This window comes from Roseibium sp. 10G30-5, from assembly GCF_055809635.1.
Window position 1 is genome coordinate 152,143 of sequence record NZ_JBVVUH010000001.1, and the last position, 16,027, is coordinate 168,169.

General features: G+C 54.5%; 17 protein-coding genes and 1 pseudogene. 10 read left to right on the forward strand and 8 right to left on the reverse strand.

Translation table 11 applies throughout. The features are described from left to right. The first annotated feature begins 48 nt into the window (after window positions 1-48). The 8 genes and pseudogenes from AC0L7U_RS19715 to AC0L7U_RS19750 all read left to right on the forward strand — a co-directional run bounded on the left by AC0L7U_RS19715 (window position 49) and on the right by AC0L7U_RS19750 (window position 6,987). The gene (locus AC0L7U_RS19715; RefSeq protein WP_473696196.1) at window positions 49-750 is read left to right on the forward strand and encodes a TetR/AcrR family transcriptional regulator; all 702 of its coding nucleotides are present in this window, start codon (window positions 49-51) and stop codon (window positions 748-750) included. Window positions 751-887: 137 nt separating this feature from the next. Next, window positions 888-1,786, forward strand: a pseudogene (locus AC0L7U_RS19720) (SDR family NAD(P)-dependent oxidoreductase). Between the two features lie 141 nt (window positions 1,787-1,927). Continuing rightward, window positions 1,928-3,178 (forward strand): branched-chain amino acid ABC transporter substrate-binding protein, encoded by a 1,251-nt coding sequence (locus tag AC0L7U_RS19725; RefSeq protein WP_473696198.1) that lies wholly within the window; start codon window positions 1,928-1,930, stop codon window positions 3,176-3,178. A 152-nt stretch (window positions 3,179-3,330) separates the two neighbouring features. Continuing rightward, complete coding sequence (locus AC0L7U_RS19730) at window positions 3,331-4,233, forward strand: branched-chain amino acid ABC transporter permease (RefSeq protein WP_473696519.1); 903 nt, start codon at window positions 3,331-3,333, stop codon at window positions 4,231-4,233. Next, complete coding sequence (locus AC0L7U_RS19735) at window positions 4,230-4,874, forward strand: branched-chain amino acid ABC transporter permease (RefSeq protein WP_473696200.1); 645 nt, start codon at window positions 4,230-4,232, stop codon at window positions 4,872-4,874. Before AC0L7U_RS19730 ends, AC0L7U_RS19735 begins: the two co-directional genes overlap by 4 nt. Beyond that, window positions 4,822-5,526 carry a branched-chain amino acid ABC transporter permease gene (locus AC0L7U_RS19740; protein ID WP_473696202.1) on the forward strand — a complete coding sequence of 235 codons (705 nt, stop codon included), beginning with the start codon at window positions 4,822-4,824 and terminating at the stop codon, window positions 5,524-5,526. The genes AC0L7U_RS19735 and AC0L7U_RS19740 overlap by 53 nt, the downstream gene beginning before the upstream one ends. Then, the gene (locus tag AC0L7U_RS19745; RefSeq protein ID WP_473696204.1) at window positions 5,523-6,290 is read left to right on the forward strand and encodes an ABC transporter ATP-binding protein; all 768 of its coding nucleotides are present in this window, start codon (window positions 5,523-5,525) and stop codon (window positions 6,288-6,290) included. Before AC0L7U_RS19740 ends, AC0L7U_RS19745 begins: the two co-directional genes overlap by 4 nt. A gap of 1 nt (window position 6,291) precedes the next feature. Then, window positions 6,292-6,987: an ABC transporter ATP-binding protein gene (locus AC0L7U_RS19750; protein ID WP_473696206.1), complete on the forward strand. Its 696-nt coding sequence runs from the start codon at window positions 6,292-6,294 to the stop codon at window positions 6,985-6,987. 510 nt (window positions 6,988-7,497) lie between these two features. Here AC0L7U_RS19750 and AC0L7U_RS19755 read toward each other — a convergent pair. From AC0L7U_RS19755 to AC0L7U_RS19790, 8 genes are all read right to left on the reverse strand, one after another. After that, on the reverse strand, window positions 7,498-7,674 hold the full coding sequence (locus AC0L7U_RS19755) for a hypothetical protein (protein ID WP_473696207.1): 177 nt from the start codon (window positions 7,672-7,674) through the stop codon (window positions 7,498-7,500). Between the two features lie 325 nt (window positions 7,675-7,999). Next, on the reverse strand, window positions 8,000-8,821 hold the full coding sequence (locus AC0L7U_RS19760) for a TolB family protein (RefSeq protein WP_473696209.1): 822 nt from the start codon (window positions 8,819-8,821) through the stop codon (window positions 8,000-8,002). A gap of 36 nt (window positions 8,822-8,857) precedes the next feature. Then, window positions 8,858-9,613, reverse strand: a complete 756-nt coding sequence (locus AC0L7U_RS19765) for a sugar phosphate isomerase/epimerase family protein (protein WP_473696211.1) — start codon at window positions 9,611-9,613, stop codon at window positions 8,858-8,860. Between the two features lie 52 nt (window positions 9,614-9,665). Beyond that, a complete protein-coding gene (locus AC0L7U_RS19770; RefSeq protein WP_473696213.1) occupies window positions 9,666-10,145 on the reverse strand; it encodes a VOC family protein in 480 nt (159 codons plus the stop codon). Between the two features lie 67 nt (window positions 10,146-10,212). Then, window positions 10,213-11,463, reverse strand: a complete 1,251-nt coding sequence (locus AC0L7U_RS19775) for an ABC transporter substrate-binding protein (RefSeq protein WP_473696215.1) — start codon at window positions 11,461-11,463, stop codon at window positions 10,213-10,215. Between the two features lie 19 nt (window positions 11,464-11,482). Next, window positions 11,483-12,595, reverse strand: a complete 1,113-nt coding sequence (locus AC0L7U_RS19780; RefSeq protein WP_473696217.1) for an ABC transporter ATP-binding protein — start codon at window positions 12,593-12,595, stop codon at window positions 11,483-11,485. A 9-nt stretch (window positions 12,596-12,604) separates the two neighbouring features. Beyond that, window positions 12,605-13,537, reverse strand: coding sequence for a carbohydrate ABC transporter permease (locus tag AC0L7U_RS19785; RefSeq protein WP_473696219.1), 933 nt, complete (start codon window positions 13,535-13,537; stop codon window positions 12,605-12,607). After that, a complete protein-coding gene (locus tag AC0L7U_RS19790; protein WP_473696221.1) occupies window positions 13,534-14,436 on the reverse strand; it encodes a carbohydrate ABC transporter permease in 903 nt (300 codons plus the stop codon). The genes AC0L7U_RS19785 and AC0L7U_RS19790 overlap by 4 nt, the downstream gene beginning before the upstream one ends. A gap of 123 nt (window positions 14,437-14,559) precedes the next feature. On the opposite strand from AC0L7U_RS19790, the gene AC0L7U_RS19795 reads away from it, so the two are divergent. Both AC0L7U_RS19795 and AC0L7U_RS19800 read left to right on the forward strand, forming a co-directional pair. Beyond that, window positions 14,560-15,432 (forward strand): aldo/keto reductase, encoded by an 873-nt coding sequence (locus AC0L7U_RS19795; RefSeq protein ID WP_473696223.1) that lies wholly within the window; start codon window positions 14,560-14,562, stop codon window positions 15,430-15,432. Between the two features lie 124 nt (window positions 15,433-15,556). Continuing rightward, complete coding sequence (locus AC0L7U_RS19800; RefSeq protein ID WP_473696225.1) at window positions 15,557-15,988, forward strand: VOC family protein; 432 nt, start codon at window positions 15,557-15,559, stop codon at window positions 15,986-15,988. Window positions 15,989-16,027 lie beyond the last annotated feature (39 nt).

Sequence of the window (16,027 nt, forward strand, 5' to 3'; positions counted from 1 at the left end):
ACAGCTTGTCCGGTCTCTTCTGGCCGAGCAGCACAGAAAGGTCTTCGCGTGGCTTCGACGTCCAAAGCATCGCCTAAAAAATCGACCAAGGCCGAACGACGGGCCGACACTATCGAGCAGATTCTGGACACCGCAGAATATCTTTTTTCCCGCCACGGTCTGCATGGTGTGACCCTGAAGGATGTCGCCAAGAGCATCGGCGTGCATCACACGTTGATCAATTATTACTTCGATGACAAGACGAAGCTTTTCGATGCGGTCTTCGCTCGTCGCGCCGTCGTGACAAGCGAGCGCCGGATGAGGACGCTCGATGAGTATGAGGCCAAAGTCGGCGACAAGCCTACCGTGGAGGGGGCGTTGCGGGCCTTTCTCGACACGGATCTCGATCTTTATATCGAAGGTGGTGATGGCTGGAAGAACTATGCTGCCTTGGGTGCCCAGGTTGCCAATACCCCTGAATGGGGCGCTGAGTTGATGGACGAATATTTCGATCCTGTCGTGCTGCGGTTGATCGACCTCTTGAAGCGGTCTTTGCCTGGATCGACCGCAGAAGACATCTTCTGGAGCTATCACTTTGTCACCGGTGCATTGATGCTGACGTTGGCGCGCACCGGACGCATCGACAAGCTCTCAGGCGGTCTTTGTAAGTCAGATGACTTTCTCGCCGTGAAGGAGCGTATGGCAACCTTCATGACTGCCGGGTTCCTTGCGGTCTGTGGCCAAGGCAAGACAGACGCAGGCGACGCCTAGTCCCAGCTTTTCGAAACAGTGACGTTTGCTGTGGTTTGGCGGCCACAAACGGCCGTTCAACGAAAATAATTGCTTGCGTAATATTCGTTAATTCACTAGTGAGTGAATAAAGTAATTCGAGGAGGAGGAACTCGACGATGGAGTTGCACAATCGCATTGCGATCGTCACCGGAGCGGGTGCAGGACTGGGTCGATGCCACGCTTTGGAGCTGGCCCAGCCTGGGGGCTCGCGTTGTCGTTAACGACATGAGTGAAGACACCGCACAAAGCGTTGCGGAAGAAATCATTGCTCAGGGTGGTGAAGCCATTGCCTTTGCGGCCTCTGTGACCGACGAAGACAAGGTCGCAGAAATGGTCGAGACAACGATGCAAGCCTGGGGCCGTATTGATATTCTCGTCAATAATGCCGGGATCTTGCGCGACAAGAGCTTTGCCAAGATGGACCTCGCCGACTTTCGCCTCGTGCTCGATGTCCACCTCATGGGGGCGGCGATTTGCACCAAGGCTGTCTGGGACATCATGCGCCAGCAGACATATGGTCGCATTGTCATGACCACCTCGTCTTCCGGCCTTTATGGCAACTTCGGTCAGGCCAATTACGGCGCAGCCAAAATGGCGCTGGTCGGGCTTATGCAGACCTTGGCGATCGAAGGTGAAAAATACAATATCCGCGTCAATTCCCTGGCGCCGACGGCCGCCACACAGATGACGGATGGCCTTCTGTCGTCTGATGCTCTTGAGCGCCTGTCGCCGCAGCTCGTCAGCAAGGCGCTTCTGGCGCTCACCGGCGAAGCCGCTCCGACCCGCGCCATTCTGTGTGCAGGCGCTGGGCACTTCGCGCGTGCCAACGTGACACTGACCGAGGGCATACAGATCGGAAACGACGATCAGGCTGCCGAGAATGTCGTCGCGCACTGGAGCAAAGTCAGCGATCGCGCCGGTGAAATCGTCCCTGATTACGGCTTTACCACAGGCAGAGCGCGAGCTTGCGGCGGCTGGTGCAAACGACAATCTGACGCTGTTCGCTGAAGGCTGATCGCCGATCAGTGCACCGGAAAACACCGCCGTAAAGTCATTCATTTCTCACGGGAGAGAGAAATGAAGCGGAGGGTGTCATCGGGCAGGCAAGCCTGCCCGCAAGAAGTGGGAACCCACTTCCAACTTGTGGAGGAGAACAATGAAAAATCTATTTGCTCCGACGGCCCTCGCATTGGCCGTCATCGCCGGGGCTGCCCTGCCCGCACAAGCCGCAGGCACTCTCAAGATCGGATATGTTGATCCCCTGTCCGGTGGCGCTGCAAGCGTTGGCCAGATCGGCCTCAACCAGCTTGAATTCATCGCGGACACCGTGAACGCCAAGGGGGGTGTCAATGGCGAACAGGTGAAGGTCATCGGCTTCGACAATCAGGTCAATGCTCACAACAGCCTTGTTCAGGTGCAGAAGGCAATCGATGAAGGTGTTCGCATCATCATCCAGGGCAACGGTTCGTCTGCGGGTCTCGCGATCGAAACCTTTCTGGCCAAATACAACCGCCGCAACCCGGACAAGCATATTGTCTATCTGAATTATGGTGCCATCGATCCGGTCATGACCAACGACAAGTGCAGCTATTGGCACTTCTCGTTTGATGCCAATGTCAACGTCAAGATGGCTGCTTTGACGAACTTCATCAAACAGCAGAAAGACGTCAAGAAGGTCTATCTGATTGATCAGGACTACTCGTTTGGTCATTCGGTCGCAGACGCTGCCGTCAAGATGCTCAAGGAAAAGCGCCCTGACATCAAGGTTGTCGGCAACGAGTTCCATCCGCTCGTCAAGATTACCGATTTTGCCCCCTATATTGCCAAGATCAAGGCGTCAGGCGCGGACACGGTGATTACCGGGAACTGGGGTCAGGACTTTGCGCTGCTGATCAAGGCTGCCGGTCAGGCGGGCCTCAAGGTCAAGTGGTACACATACTACGCAGGCGCTGCCGGTGGCCCGACTGCCATCAAACAGGCAGACATGGCCGATCAGGTCTTTCAGATCAACGGCGGGATTTCAAACCTGAATTACGCCCCCGCGCAAAAGACCATTGATGCCTATACCACGCGGTATAAGGATGCGCCGGTTGTTTTCCCGCGTATTTTCAACACGGCTGGCATGTTGTTCAAGGCGATCAATGAAGCCAAGTCGGATGATCCGGCAGACTTCATCCCGAAACTGGAAGGCATGAAATACAACACCTTCTCCAGTGGCGGTGATGCCTTCATGCGCAAAACAGACCATCAGTTGTTCCAGCCACTTTACATCTCGACCTTCGGACCTTTGGACAAGACCCAGAAGTTTGACGAAGAAAACACCGGTTGGGGTTGGAAGAAGGTTGCTGAGGTTGCTGCAAAAAGCACCGTTATCCCGACCACTTGCGAGATGAAACGTCCTCATTGACGCCATCCGCCAATTCCCTCGGACAGAGCGATTGATCGCCCTGTCCGGGGTTCCCGGTCCTGACCATCTCTCGTGATGATGCTTTTAGGTGAGGTAACTCGATCGTGCTCGAGATCCTTTTTGTTTCAACTGTAAACGGCACCTTGTACGGCATGCTGCTGTTTTTGATGGCGAGCGGTCTGACCGTCATCTTCAGCATGATGGGCGTATTGAGCCTGGCCCATGCCAGCTTTTATATGCTCGGTGCATTCTTCGGCTTTGAAATCAGCCGCCATCTCGGGTTTTGGCCCGCCCTCGTGATTGCGCCGTTGCTGGTCGCAGGCATTGGAATGGTGGTGGAGCGTTACGGCTTGCGGCGTGTTCATCGGTATGGCCATGTAGCAGAGCTGTTGTTCACCTTCGGATTGACATTCGTCATTCAGGAAGGCGTCGAGATGATCTGGGGCAAATTGCCGGTCGATTACCGGGTGCCCTCCTCGCTGGACTTCACAGCCTTCACGATGTTCTCGACCAATTATCCGGCGTTCAAATTGTTTGAGCTGCTGATTTCCGTTCTGATCTTCGCAGGTCTGTTGCTTGTCATTCGCCGCACACGTATCGGCTTGATTGTTCAGGCGGCGCTGACGCATCCCGAGATGGTCTCGATGCTGGGCCACAATGTCGATCGCATCTTCATGCTGGTCTTCGGGGTCGGGGTTGCTCTCGCCGCCGTCGCAGGCGTGATCGCCGGTCCGGCTCTGGTGACCCAATCAAACATGGCCGGGCTGCTGGGCCCTATTCTGTTCGTCGTCGTTGTCGTCGGGGGACTTGGCTCTCTTGGCGGTGCTTTCGCCGCCTCTCTGCTGATCGGACTGGTGCAGACATTTGCCGTGGCATTCAACGTTTCGTTGGCCGATATTTTCGGACCATTGGGATCGTCCGTGCCTCTGGTCATTTATCTCAGGGATGTGTGGACTGTGACGATCGCACAAATCGCACCAATCCTTCCGTATCTGTTGCTTGTACTGATCCTGATTTTCAAGCCACGTGGTCTGATGGGAATGCGTGAAACATGACACATTCTGAATTGACTCTGACCAGATCGCGCGCCTCAGCCACTATGGGCGCCTCGCTTGCCAAGTCTGGTCTCTGGCTTGTTGCTGCCATTGTGCTTGCAGTGTTGCCACAGATTTTCACCTCGGGACTGGCTTTGTCGACGCTTTGCATCATGGGCACGATGATCATCTTCGCTTTGTCCTACAACATGCTGCTCGGCCAGACGGGGCTTCTGTCCTTCGGCCATGCGGTTTTTTATGGGCTTGGTGGTTTTCTGACGGCGCACATCATGAACACAGTGGCGGGGGGAGACTTTCCGCTGCCACTGATGGTGTTCCCCATTATCGGAGGACTTACAGGACTGGTGTTCGGCGTCGTGATCGGCGCCATCGTCACACGTCGCTCCGGAACAGCTTTCGCCATGATTACACTGGGCGTGGGCGAGCTGGCGGCCTCCAGCGCGTTGATCTTGCGCCATTTCTTTGGTGGCGAAGAGGGCGTCAGCGTTGATCGCACGGACCTGATGCAGGTCTTCGGCCTGAGCTTCGGACCACAGATCCAGGTTTACTACCTGATCGCAGTCCTGGTGCCTGATCTCGGCATTTGCCATGTATGCTCTGACTCGAACGCCCTTTGGCCGCATGTGCAATGCTGTGCGTGACAACCCGGTACGTGTCCGTTTCATCGGGTATAACACCACAATGGTGCGCTTCATTGCCTTCAGTCTGTCTGGATTGTTTGCCGGGATTGCAGGGGGATTGGCCGCCATCAACTTTGAGATCATGGATGCATCCCAAATGGGAGCAACGCTCTCCGGATCGGTCATTCTGATGACTTATATCGGTGGCACCAGCAGCTTTGCAGGTCCGATACTCGGCGCTGTTCTGGTGACCTACCTGCAGTTGACGCTAAGTGACATCACCGACGTCTGGCAGCTCTATTTTGGCTTGATGTTCATTGGCATCGTGATGTTCGCCCCCAACGGCATTGCGGGTCTTCTGGCGGCACAAAAACCCCTTATCAAGGCGAACAAACTGCACCGTATGCTGCCGCCATACGTTTATCTTGGCGCGGCTGGCCTCCTTCCGCTCGCAGGCTTGAGCATGATCATCGAGATGACGTACCAGCTCTCCGTAAAGCAGGCAGACGGTCCGGCCATGGCACTGATCTACATTCCATTCATGGCCAATACGCTCCTTCCGTGGCTGATCGCGGTTGTTCTGCTCGTCGGTGGGCTTGCCGTGTTGCGCCATGCCTCAAGAGTGGCGCAGAGCCTGTATGATGCGGCTCTTGCCGAAGGGAAAACCACATGACCCCGACATCCGGTCGAGAACCCGCGCTGAAAATCTCCGGTCTGCAGAAAGCGTTTGGTCGCATCCGCATCATCCAGGGTGTCGGCCTGGCCATTCCGGTGGGTGAGCGCCATGCCGTGATTGGCCCCAACGGAGCGGGAAAGTCGACGTTCTTTCACTTGATCAGCGGCCATTATCACCCGACTGCCGGATCCATTTGTCTCAATGGCGAAGAAATCGGTGGCATGTCGCCGGAAAAGATCAACCGGCGCGGCCTGTCACGCAGTTTACAGGTCACCAATATTTTTCCGCATCTCAGCGTGTGGGAAAATGTGCGCTGTGCGACACTTTGGTCAATGGGATATGGCTACAGTTTCTGGCGCAATATCGAGCGATTGGCGGATGTCCGGGCCAAAACGGAAGAAATTCTGTCGCAGATCAATTTGCTGGACCGTTGGCATACGCCAGCCGGAGAACTGGCCTATGCCGAACAGCGTGCACTTGAGATCGGGTTGGCGATCGCTGGCAACGCCGATGTGCTGCTACTGGATGAGCCGATGGCCGGCATGAGCCACGCAGAGACCGAGCATATGGTGCAGCTTATTCGCAAAGTCAGTGAAGGACGTACATTGCTGATGATCGAGCACGATATGAACGTCATCTTCGGGTTGGCAGACCGTATTTCCGTTCTCGTGTACGGCGAGCTGATCGCTTCCGATACACCAGAACGCATCAAGGCAAATGCCGCCGTGCAGGAAGCCTATCTCGGCACGGAGGTGGCATGAAATGCTGAGTGTTCAGGACCTGCATGCCTATTACGGCAAGAGCCATATTCTGCAAGGCGTCAACCTTACTGTTGGCAGCAACGAGATTGTCAGCATTCTGGGGCGTAATGGCGTCGGGCGCTCGACAACGTTGAAGGCCATCATGGGCAATCCTGCGCCCACAGGGGTCATCACGTTCAAAGGCCAGTATCTTTCTGGCAAAGCACCGCATCAGATCGCCCACAGCGGTTTGGGGTATGTGCCGGAAGAACGTGCGATCTTTCCAACCTTGAGCGTGGAACAGAACCTGTTGCTCGGGGTCAAATCCAGCCAGACGGGTGCGCGCTGGAGCCTTGACGACACCTGGAAAATGTTCCCGCAACTGAAGGATCGGGCAGATGCGCCCGGCGGAGCCTTGTCTGGAGGCGAGCAGCAGATGCTGACGATCTGCCGCACGTTGATGGGCAATCCCGATCTGATCATGATTGATGAGCCGACCGAAGGACTTGCACCACAAATGGTTGAACGGATCGGGGAGCTTTTGACGGAAATTGCCAGTCGTGGCATTTCAATCCTGCTGGTTGAACAGCGTTTGATCATCGCCACCCGGATCTCTCATCGCCTTTATGTCATGGGGCATGGACGGATGGTGTTCGAGGGCACTCCTGAAGACCTCAAGCACAATGAGGCAATCCGCCGGGAGTGGCTCGAAATCTGACGCCGTTTGACTTTCGACTGGCGGCTCACCCTTTGGATTGGATCGCGCGATCATGCTTTTGAATTTGTTTGTGCCAGCACTGCATTGGCAAGCGGGTGAAGACGGGCGGGTGTTGTCTCGCCGTCATTGGTTTGTTTCGATCAACTTTCATTGCGCGCGCGAACAGACCTATGAGTAGTCCCTGTTGGCCTCGATAGATCAACAGTGCGGCGAGACCATGCGCTGTGGCACCATCCTGCCACTCAAAAGGTTGAAGCCTGAGGCCTTTAAATCAGGGATTTTCAGGTTTACGCCCAAACGCTTGGATAGTTTGCCACTCAAGACGTGCGGATCCGTATTGGTGAATTCCACAGGCTGAACGTCGCCTGTTGTATAGAGAGAGAAATTCCGCGCAGCCTCTTGTGTAAGAGCGGTAATGCCGGGTCTTGTTTGATCGGGGATCAATCGCGAGAGCCCCTGCCCGCCAATAACTCCTGCGATAAAAATAAGAGACGCGGCCACCAACTGGGGCTAGCGTAGCGATGGTTTCGCTCGTGGTGTTCGTTCCAGAAGTCCTGTCACACTCAGGTCGACGGGCACAGTTTCCCGCATGATAGGTGCAAGAGCCTCGCGCAATGCGTTCGCTTGGGTATCATAGGCGGCAAGACGTTCGACGACATCAGGATTATAGGCCAGATAGTCTTCCACCTCATTGTGGCGCTCGAACGTGAGAGCCCCATCAAGATAGCCATGAAGATCTTCATCTGTAATCGGTCATCTTGTCATTTTACTCTCCGCAAGGTCGGTCTCGTCCCCAAGACACGCTGATCTCTTGACGCTAGGAGGTGTCCCCATAAAAGTGTTTTGTTGAATCAGATCTAAATTTCTATCGGGCTGGCGATGTCGCTTCTCTATGCGGCTTTGACAGGGTGTGTAGCCGGATACGCCCTATTCCCTTGAGCGTCGGCCCGCATCGACAGATGTCCTGTTGGGAAATCTGTCGATGGCATTGGTTTGATGCAGATCTGAACCGTTATCTGGCGTAACGACAGAACGCGAACTTGCGACCATCCGGAGCCCAACAGGGCACGTTGATTGTCCCTTGTCCGCCAAAGAGGGGCAAGAGAATCTCAGGCACACCCCCTTCAGCAGGGATCAGGCGTAATTCGACATTCTTGTCGCGGGGATGGCCGGTGACGCCGTGCTCGTAAGACACATAAAGAATGTGCCGCCCGTCGGGTGAAGGATGCGGAAACCAATTGACCCTGTCGTCATTTGTCATTTGCTCGGCGCCTGTCCCATCCGGATGGATCCGCCACAGGCTCACCTGATCGTTCACCTGACCATTGAACCAGATCCATTTCCCGTCCGGCGTAAAATCCGGCCCGTCACAATGATCGAACTCCCGTGTGATCTGCACTTCCTCGCCACCACCCACCGGGATCGTGTAAACCTGATATGTGCCGATGCGGTTGGCAACGAACGAGAGCCTGGACCCATCTGGTGACCACCCATGCCAATAAGACGGCACACCCTTTGTGATGCGTTGTGGCGTGCCGCCGCTGATCGGCAATGTGTAGATCGAACTCGCCCCTTCTTCGGTCGAGTCGCTGATGGCCAGCATTGATCCGTCCGGCGAAATGCCATGGTCGTTGTTGATGTCTGTGGCGAACCCGGCCTCGATCTGTTCGAGAGCAGGATTTTCCAGATCGACCCGGTACAAATGCCCGTTGCCATTGATGATCAGCGCCTTGCCGTCCGGCGTCCAATTTGGCGCCTCTACGAGATCATCGGTTGTCAGGACATTTTGAACGGATCGTGTTTCAAGATCATAAAGTGCGACTTCTGTACGCATTCATGTCTCCATCAAATGAGAAAAGGAGAGAATTTTTCATAGTCCAAGACTGTGAATGTATCGGATCGACCGCTGTGCGAAGTCCTGCCAGTCTGAGGGGTTGTCATGCTCGGCGACGATGTGTGCGGCCTGTGTTCTGGCGAACAACGGGACCAGGGATGGCCAATCAATGATGCCATCCCCCGTTGCCGCCCAACCATCCTCCTCCTGTGTGCCAAGGGAAGCTGTGTCCTTCATCTGGATCAAAGCGATCCTGTCGGCATATTTTTTCAATTCTTCTGCGGGATCTGTTCCGGCCCGAACAATCCAGCCGCAATCTATCTCGAAAAGCACAGCCTCATCTGCGCCCAGGATATGGTCAATCGGGCGAGATCCATCCGGCAAGGGCTGGTACTCAAAGTCATGATTGTGCCAGACGACTTTCAATCCGTGGCTTGCTGCCCGACGAGCGCCGATGGCGAGTTGGTCTCCGATTTCCTTCCAGAAATCGGCGGTGTTCTGGCGTTGCTCCTCTGGTACAAAAGGTGGAATGAGGTATGTCGCCCACAGGGTTTGGGCAATCTCGATATAACGATCTGGTTCTGAAACGAGCCCGGCAAGCGGCATGTGAAAGCCGTGACAAGCAAGACCTGCTGCATCCAGGTGACGCCGAAACGCGGCAGCATCCGCTTCATAGGCCGGAGGCCAAGGCTCTATTGCGTCATAGCCCATGCCCCGCAGGACCGGCAGTTGTGCCTCTAATGGCGGAAAATTGCGGGATGAATAAAGTTGATAGGAAATCTGGTAGGTCACGAAAGCCTCCTTTGGCCTTCAAGCCACACGCACCAAGCCGGGGGCCCCGATCTCAGGCTTGCGGCTCCTTGTCGTTGTCAAATTCAAGCAGTTCGATCATCACGCCCAGATCCGGAACGGTGTCGTAATAGGCGTAGCGTCCCTGCCCGCCATCGAACTCGCCCCGCTGGAGCAAGCTGTGCCCCTGTTCTTCAAGAAACGCATTTCGCTTTGTCAGATTGCGGGTCTTGAACGCGATGTGATGGCATCCGGGGCCTTTGTCTTCCAACAGATCGCGCCAGGCGCTTTTCTCCGGTCCAGGTTGTAGGAATTCCACGTCAATATTGCCGAATTCAAACATTATGATCCTGCAGCCGACATCGGCAGGCTTGCCATGATAAAGGGCCTGAGCTTCCTTCGGATCTGCGGCTTTGCCTTCCTTTGGAATGGCTTTGCCGGTGAGGTCAGAGAACCATTTCGCTGATTTTTCAACATCGTGTGTCACAAAGCAGATTTGGAAAACGCGATCTTCGTCAAGCAGTCTCGTATCCATGGGACAGAACTTTCGGTTTGGGAAAAGAAGTGGCCCGGCTTGCCGGGCCGTAGATTTTGCACAGCGCTCAATCAAGGATCGTGTCGTAATTTTCATGGATCTGCTGAATAGCCTCGTCGACGCTCATGTCCGGATTGCTCCAGAAGTCAAAGGCGACATTCCACAAGGAATCCTGCCAATCCGGGTCGGACATTGAGTGTGGGTTTTGCACTTGGCGATTTGGTTCTTGCAGAAACTTCAGGGCTTTTTGGGTGCAGACATCAAGTTTGCTGGTGTCGACGTCATTGCGTACCGGTGTTGAACCCTTGTAGGCCGCGAACTGGGTATTCACGATCGGATCCACAAGCGTTTCGGCAAAGGTGACTTCTGCATCATCCTTGGCTTTGGGTTGCCCTCCAAGAGCTCCCCAAGAGTCGACTGACACTGACGTCGCCTTTGCTCCAGGGATCAATGTGCAGCCAAAATCCTGCCCCGGAACCTTGCCAGCGGCAAGCCATTCGCCTTTCATCCAATCGCCATGGATCTGCATCAAAGCCTTGCCGGTGATGACCAGATTGGTCGTCATGTTCCAATCACGGTTGATCGATCCCGGATCGGCAGCCTTCTGGAACTTGCGCAGCCAAGTGAAAGCATCCCGCATCACGGGATTATCTATGGCATCCCGCGCAGGCTTGGGTCCGTAGATGGAATTGAAATAATCCACACCCCCCAATGACGCGACGAGGGAATGCAGCAAATAGCCGATCTGCCAACTCTGCGCCCCTAATGCCAAGGGGATATAACCGGTCGCCTTGACCTTCTTGAAATCGGCATACATGTCATCCAGAGACTTCCAGCTCTCTGGATCGACGCCTGCTTTTTGGGCGACGGCCTTGTTGTAATAAATCGTGCCATCAAGCTGTACCCCCAACGGGATTTTCAGCATTTTACCGTCGATTGTTACCACCTGCTTGACGATCGGCAGGAAATGCGCGGCGGCACCATCCTGACTGAAGACCTTCGTCAGGTCGCGGGACAATCCCATCTTCGTCAGATCGCGGTAAACGGCTGGATTGTTCTCGGAAAAAATGTTCGGAGGATTGCCCCCGGCGACCATATTCAACAGAGTGACGTTGGACCCCGTGTCGTGGGGGATAGTGATGTCCTTCCACTCAATGCCTTTTTTGGCCACAGCATCCTTGAGAACGTTCAGTGCTTTTACTTCTGCCGGAGACGACCAGTCTTGATAAATGACGAGCTGTGTCGCCGATGCAACCGTTGTGAGTGAGGCGGTCGCGAGTGCGGCTGCCGTCATATATTTCAAAGTCTTAAACATCATTTCCTCCCTGACGTATAAGTTAAATGCGCCGTTCTGTTTGAACGTCGAACAGGGCGACCTTTCCTCCCGGATAGCCCAGCTCGATGACTTGTCCCATGACCAACCGCGCTGCCAGGTCCGGCTCGATACGCACCTGCAAAAGGGTGGGGCCATAGGTTGCGGAAAGAAGTGCATCCGGTCCATGTCGTTCGACATGACGGACCTGTACGCTGAAGCGGCAAGCCTCTCGTGAGGGCTGTCCCGTATCGACAGGCTCGGCAGGATCCAGCAGACGAAAATGTTCGGGGCGCAAACCGGCAATCATGGCTTCCCCCTCCCCCGGTTCGCGGATGAATGCGTAGTCCGTGAGATCAAGTGTGGCACCGTCGGGTAATCGTGCTCTTCGATTGCCCGTGTACGTTGCCTCGATCAGGTTCATCGCGGGCGAGCCGATAAATCCGGCCACAAACAAATTGGCCGGAGACTCATAAACCTCGTCCGGAGTGCCAAATTGCTGGATTTCACCGCCATCCATGACCGCAATCTTCGTGGCCATCGTCATGGCCTCGATCTGGTCATGAGTCACATAGACGATCGTCGGACGAAGTTCTGCATGCAGCTTCATGATCTCCAGACGCATTTCCGTCCGCAATTTGGCATCCAGATTGGACAAAGGTTCATCAAACAGCAGCACATCGGCGTGTTTCACCAGCGCTCGCCCGATCGCGACACGTTGCCTCTGGCCGCCCGACAGTTCTGATGGCTTGCGCTCCATCAAGGGACCAAGTTGCAGCATATCCGCGGCCCACTTGATCCGCTGGTCTATTTCCGCATTCGACAGCTTCTTGGAGACAAGGCCAAATCTGAGGTTGCCACGCACTGTCTTGGTTGGATAAAGCGCATAGGACTGGAAGACCATGGCCAGCCCCCGATCCTTTGGTTCCAGATCGGTTACATCCCGACCGCCGATGCGGATCTCGCCTCCGGTGACATCAGATAAACCCGCCAGCAGGTTCAAGAGAGTGGTCTTGCCGCAGCCTGACGGCCCGAGCAGCACCAGAAAATCTCCGTCTTCGATTGCAAGTTGTAGATCGTCCAGAACAGTCACGGCACCGTACTTCTTGACGAGATGTGCGAATGAAACGCTGGGCATGGCTCCCCCTTACCCTTTGATCGCGCCGGCAGAGATGCCTTGGACAAAGAACTTGCCCAACACGAAATAAATGAAGAGCGGTGGGATCGCAGTCTGGATCGCAGCCGCCATGTTGGCGTTGTAGGATACGGTTCCCGTGGTGACCGTTACCAGATTGGCAAGGTTCACCGTCATCGGCGTAGCCCCCAGGCCGCCGAAGGTCACGCCGATGAGGTAATCATTCCAGACATTTGTGATCTGCATGATCAGGACGACAATCATGATGTTGCCGGACATCGGGAGAATGATCTCTGCAAAGATGCGCCAGAATGATCCGCTGTCCATCACCGCAGCCTTGATCAAGTCTTGTGGTATGTCCTTGTAATAATTTCGGAAGATCAACGTCAGAACGGGCAGGCCCATGATGGTGTGAATGAAGGCCACCGCCCATAAGGAGCCGTAGATCCCCATGTTCACCGTGATGGCGATCAGCGGATACATGATGATTTGAAACGGCACGAAGGCGCATAGGAACAGCACGAACAGAAACGTTCCCGCCCAACGCACATTCCACAAGGCCAGTGCGTAACCCGTCACCGCAGACAGGGTAATTGAGGCAATCAGCGAAGGAATGAGGATCTTGACCGAGTTCATGAACCCGACCTTCAAACCGTTGCACGTGATGCCGGAACAGGCATGGTTCCAAGCATAATCCCAGGCGTCGCAAGGTCCAGTGATGTGGTAGAGCGAAGATCGCCCCTGGCGAATTTCTGCCATCGACTTGAACGACGTCACGATCAATACATAAAGCGGAACACAAAAGAAGAGTGCGATCATTGTCAGGAAAGTCAGGACAGCAATCGAACTGCCTTTGAGCTTCTTTTCTGGGCGTGGGAGCGCGATGTCTGAGACCGCGCCCTTGCCTTGCTGCTTCTTGAAAACACTGCGTGCTGCGATAGTCATGCGGCCTGCCTCTTCTTTTGTGCCGAGCGCTGTTGCCAAATGGTCAACAGGACAAGCGGGAGAAACACCACAACAGTAATGACGAGCATCATTACGGCCGCCGCCGAGGCATAGCCGATGTTGCTTTTTGCTGAGAGCGCATTGATGGTGAAATAGGCTGGCAGCCAGGTCGACTGGCCCGGGCCGCCATTGGTCATGGCAACGATGATGTCGTAAGCCTTGATGACGCCAAGAGACAGCAAGATGGCGCAGGTCAGAAACGTGTTCTTCATCATCGGGATGATGAGCTCCAGATAGACCCGCCAAAGGCTGGCCCCGTCGAGACGAGCGGCGCTCCAGATTTCTGTATTGATTGCTTTCAACCCGGCCAGCATCAAAGCCATGTAAAAGCCCGCGCTTTGCCAGATGGAGGCGAGAATAATTGCGTACATGGCGGTATCCGGCTTGGCGAGCCAGTTAATCGACACTCCGGTCAAGCCGATGCCATGCAGAAAATTTTCCAGACCAAGCTGAGGGTTAAGGATCCACCGCCAGACGACACCGGTGACGATGAGCGAGATGGCTAGCGGGTAAAGAAAGACGGTTCGGAAGAAATCCTCTCCTTTACGCTCTCGCTCGATCATGGCAGCCAGAACAAAGCCGAAGGCGATGGCCAGCGTGCTGCCAAGCGCCAGGAAAACCAGATTATGAAGCGACACGCTCCACGCATTGTCGTGAAACAGACGGATGTATTGGCGAAACGGTCGATCCCAATCGATCGTGTACTCCGGCAGCCGGCGGCTCCGGGTAAAGGAAAGATAGATCGTCCAGCAAATCGATCCAGCAAAGGCGACAGTTGCGATGGCCACAGCTGGCAATAACGCAAGCTGTGGCGTCAGCCTGCCCCAACGGATGTTCATGGTTTCCTCCCCTCGACGCTATGCAAGTCGGATCCTCCTCCCCACTTGCACAGGTCTAATATTAACGATAATACTGTAAGTGAAAGTTCAATCTGTCAAGACGCGTTGCTGCACAATTATGTTGTGCAGCGCGACGAAAAATCGGAAAAATCCATAAAGTGGGAGGTAAATATTATGGAAAATCAAGGATTTGTGGAGATTATCCCGAAGCTGGGATTTGGTACATATGGCCGACTGGGAGAGGATGGCACTGCTTGTATCGCTCAAGCCATAGACATCGGCTATCGCCACATAGATACCGCTCAATCTTATGGCAGCGAGCCCATGGTCGGGAAAGCTGTCCATGTTTCCGGCATTAAGAGAGAAGAAATCTTCCTGACAACGAAGATTGATACACCCAATTTTGCCGAGGGAAAATTAGGGCCATCCTTACGCAAGAGTTGTGACGCATTAGGGGTGGATACAGTTGATTTAACGCTTATTCATTGGCCATCACCGAATGAGGAGATTCCACTGCCGGTGTATCTTGAGCAAATTGCGAAGGCACAAGAAGACGGTCTGACCCGATTGATTGGCGTTTCGAACTTCACCATTGCTTTGATTGAGCAGGCAGAGAAAATCCTTGGCCCGAACCGTATTGCAACCAATCAGATCGAATTGAATCCTCTTTTTCAGAATCAAAAAATCGCTGATTTCTGCAAGAAAAGGGGTATTCTGGTGACCTGCTATCAGCCTGTCGCCCAAGGGCGGTTGCAAGATAATCCGATCCTGTCTCCTCTTGCTGAACGGTATGGAGCGACCACAGAACAGATCGCGTTGGCATGGGAGCTTGCCATGGGCTACGCGGCAATTCCCACCTCGTCACGCAACGAGCGGATCGTAAGCAATTTCGCTGCCGGCGATCTGGTCCTTGATGCCGAAGATATGGCGGCTATCGCAACCACTCAGCAAGAGGCGCGGGCGATCAACCCCGACTGGGGCCCTCGATGGGACTGACCCAGCAATCTCGGTCGAGGGCAGCCATACGGCTTTGTCCTTGAAAACGATTTGGTATTAACGTTACAACAAATGCACATTACACGGTGAAATCTCGATTTCGCCGCACAGAAAGGACTCTTTCATGCAAGGCATTACGGCCATCGGGCACATCGCTCTCAAGGTTAAAAATCTTGAGGCCTCACTGGATTTCTATCGCGACAGATTGCAGTTCGAAGAAATGCATCGTTTGAAAAATGACGCGGGCCAAACATGGTTGGTCTATCTGCGCCTGAACGACCTGCAATTTCTTGAGCTGTTTCCGGGCGCCGACAATGACAGGGCACCGGGCCCCGATGCAAATGGTGTCAATCACCTTTGCTTCACCATTGATGATATGGATTCAACAGTTGCGCGCATCGAGGCAAGTGGTATCTCCCTGACATCAAAAGTCAGTCTGGGACAAGATGGCAACCGTGGATGTTGGATTGAAGACCCGGATGGCAACCGCATCGAGTTGATGGAAATGGCACCGGATTGCCTCCAGTACAAGGCTATTCAATCGCTGAAAGTCTGACTTCTGCCAACTCAAGACGTGTGCTGACGAAAGGATAAC

Bases quoted from the DNA above. Each gene is read 5' to 3' on its own strand.
- AC0L7U_RS19725 (WP_473696198.1), top strand. From the start codon at position 1,928: ATGAAAAATCTATTTGCTCCGACGGCCCTCGCATTGGCCGTCATCGCC.
- AC0L7U_RS19730 (WP_473696519.1), top strand. From the start codon at position 3,331: ATGCTGCTGTTTTTGATGGCGAGCGGTCTGACCGTCATCTTCAGCATG.
- AC0L7U_RS19735 (WP_473696200.1), top strand. From the start codon at position 4,230: ATGACACATTCTGAATTGACTCTGACCAGATCGCGCGCCTCAGCCACT.
- AC0L7U_RS19740 (WP_473696202.1), top strand. From the start codon at position 4,822: ATGTATGCTCTGACTCGAACGCCCTTTGGCCGCATGTGCAATGCTGTG.
- AC0L7U_RS19745 (WP_473696204.1), top strand. From the start codon at position 5,523: ATGACCCCGACATCCGGTCGAGAACCCGCGCTGAAAATCTCCGGTCTG.
- AC0L7U_RS19750 (WP_473696206.1), top strand. From the start codon at position 6,292: ATGCTGAGTGTTCAGGACCTGCATGCCTATTACGGCAAGAGCCATATT.
- AC0L7U_RS19760 (WP_473696209.1), bottom strand. From the start codon at position 8,821: ATGCGTACAGAAGTCGCACTTTATGATCTTGAAACACGATCCGTTCAA.
- AC0L7U_RS19770 (WP_473696213.1), bottom strand. From the start codon at position 10,145: ATGGATACGAGACTGCTTGACGAAGATCGCGTTTTCCAAATCTGCTTT.
- AC0L7U_RS19775 (WP_473696215.1), bottom strand. From the start codon at position 11,463: ATGATGTTTAAGACTTTGAAATATATGACGGCAGCCGCACTCGCGACC.
- AC0L7U_RS19780 (WP_473696217.1), bottom strand. From the start codon at position 12,595: ATGCCCAGCGTTTCATTCGCACATCTCGTCAAGAAGTACGGTGCCGTG.
- AC0L7U_RS19785 (WP_473696219.1), bottom strand. From the start codon at position 13,537: ATGACTATCGCAGCACGCAGTGTTTTCAAGAAGCAGCAAGGCAAGGGC.
- AC0L7U_RS19790 (WP_473696221.1), bottom strand. From the start codon at position 14,436: ATGAACATCCGTTGGGGCAGGCTGACGCCACAGCTTGCGTTATTGCCA.
- AC0L7U_RS19800 (WP_473696225.1), top strand. From the start codon at position 15,557: ATGCAAGGCATTACGGCCATCGGGCACATCGCTCTCAAGGTTAAAAAT.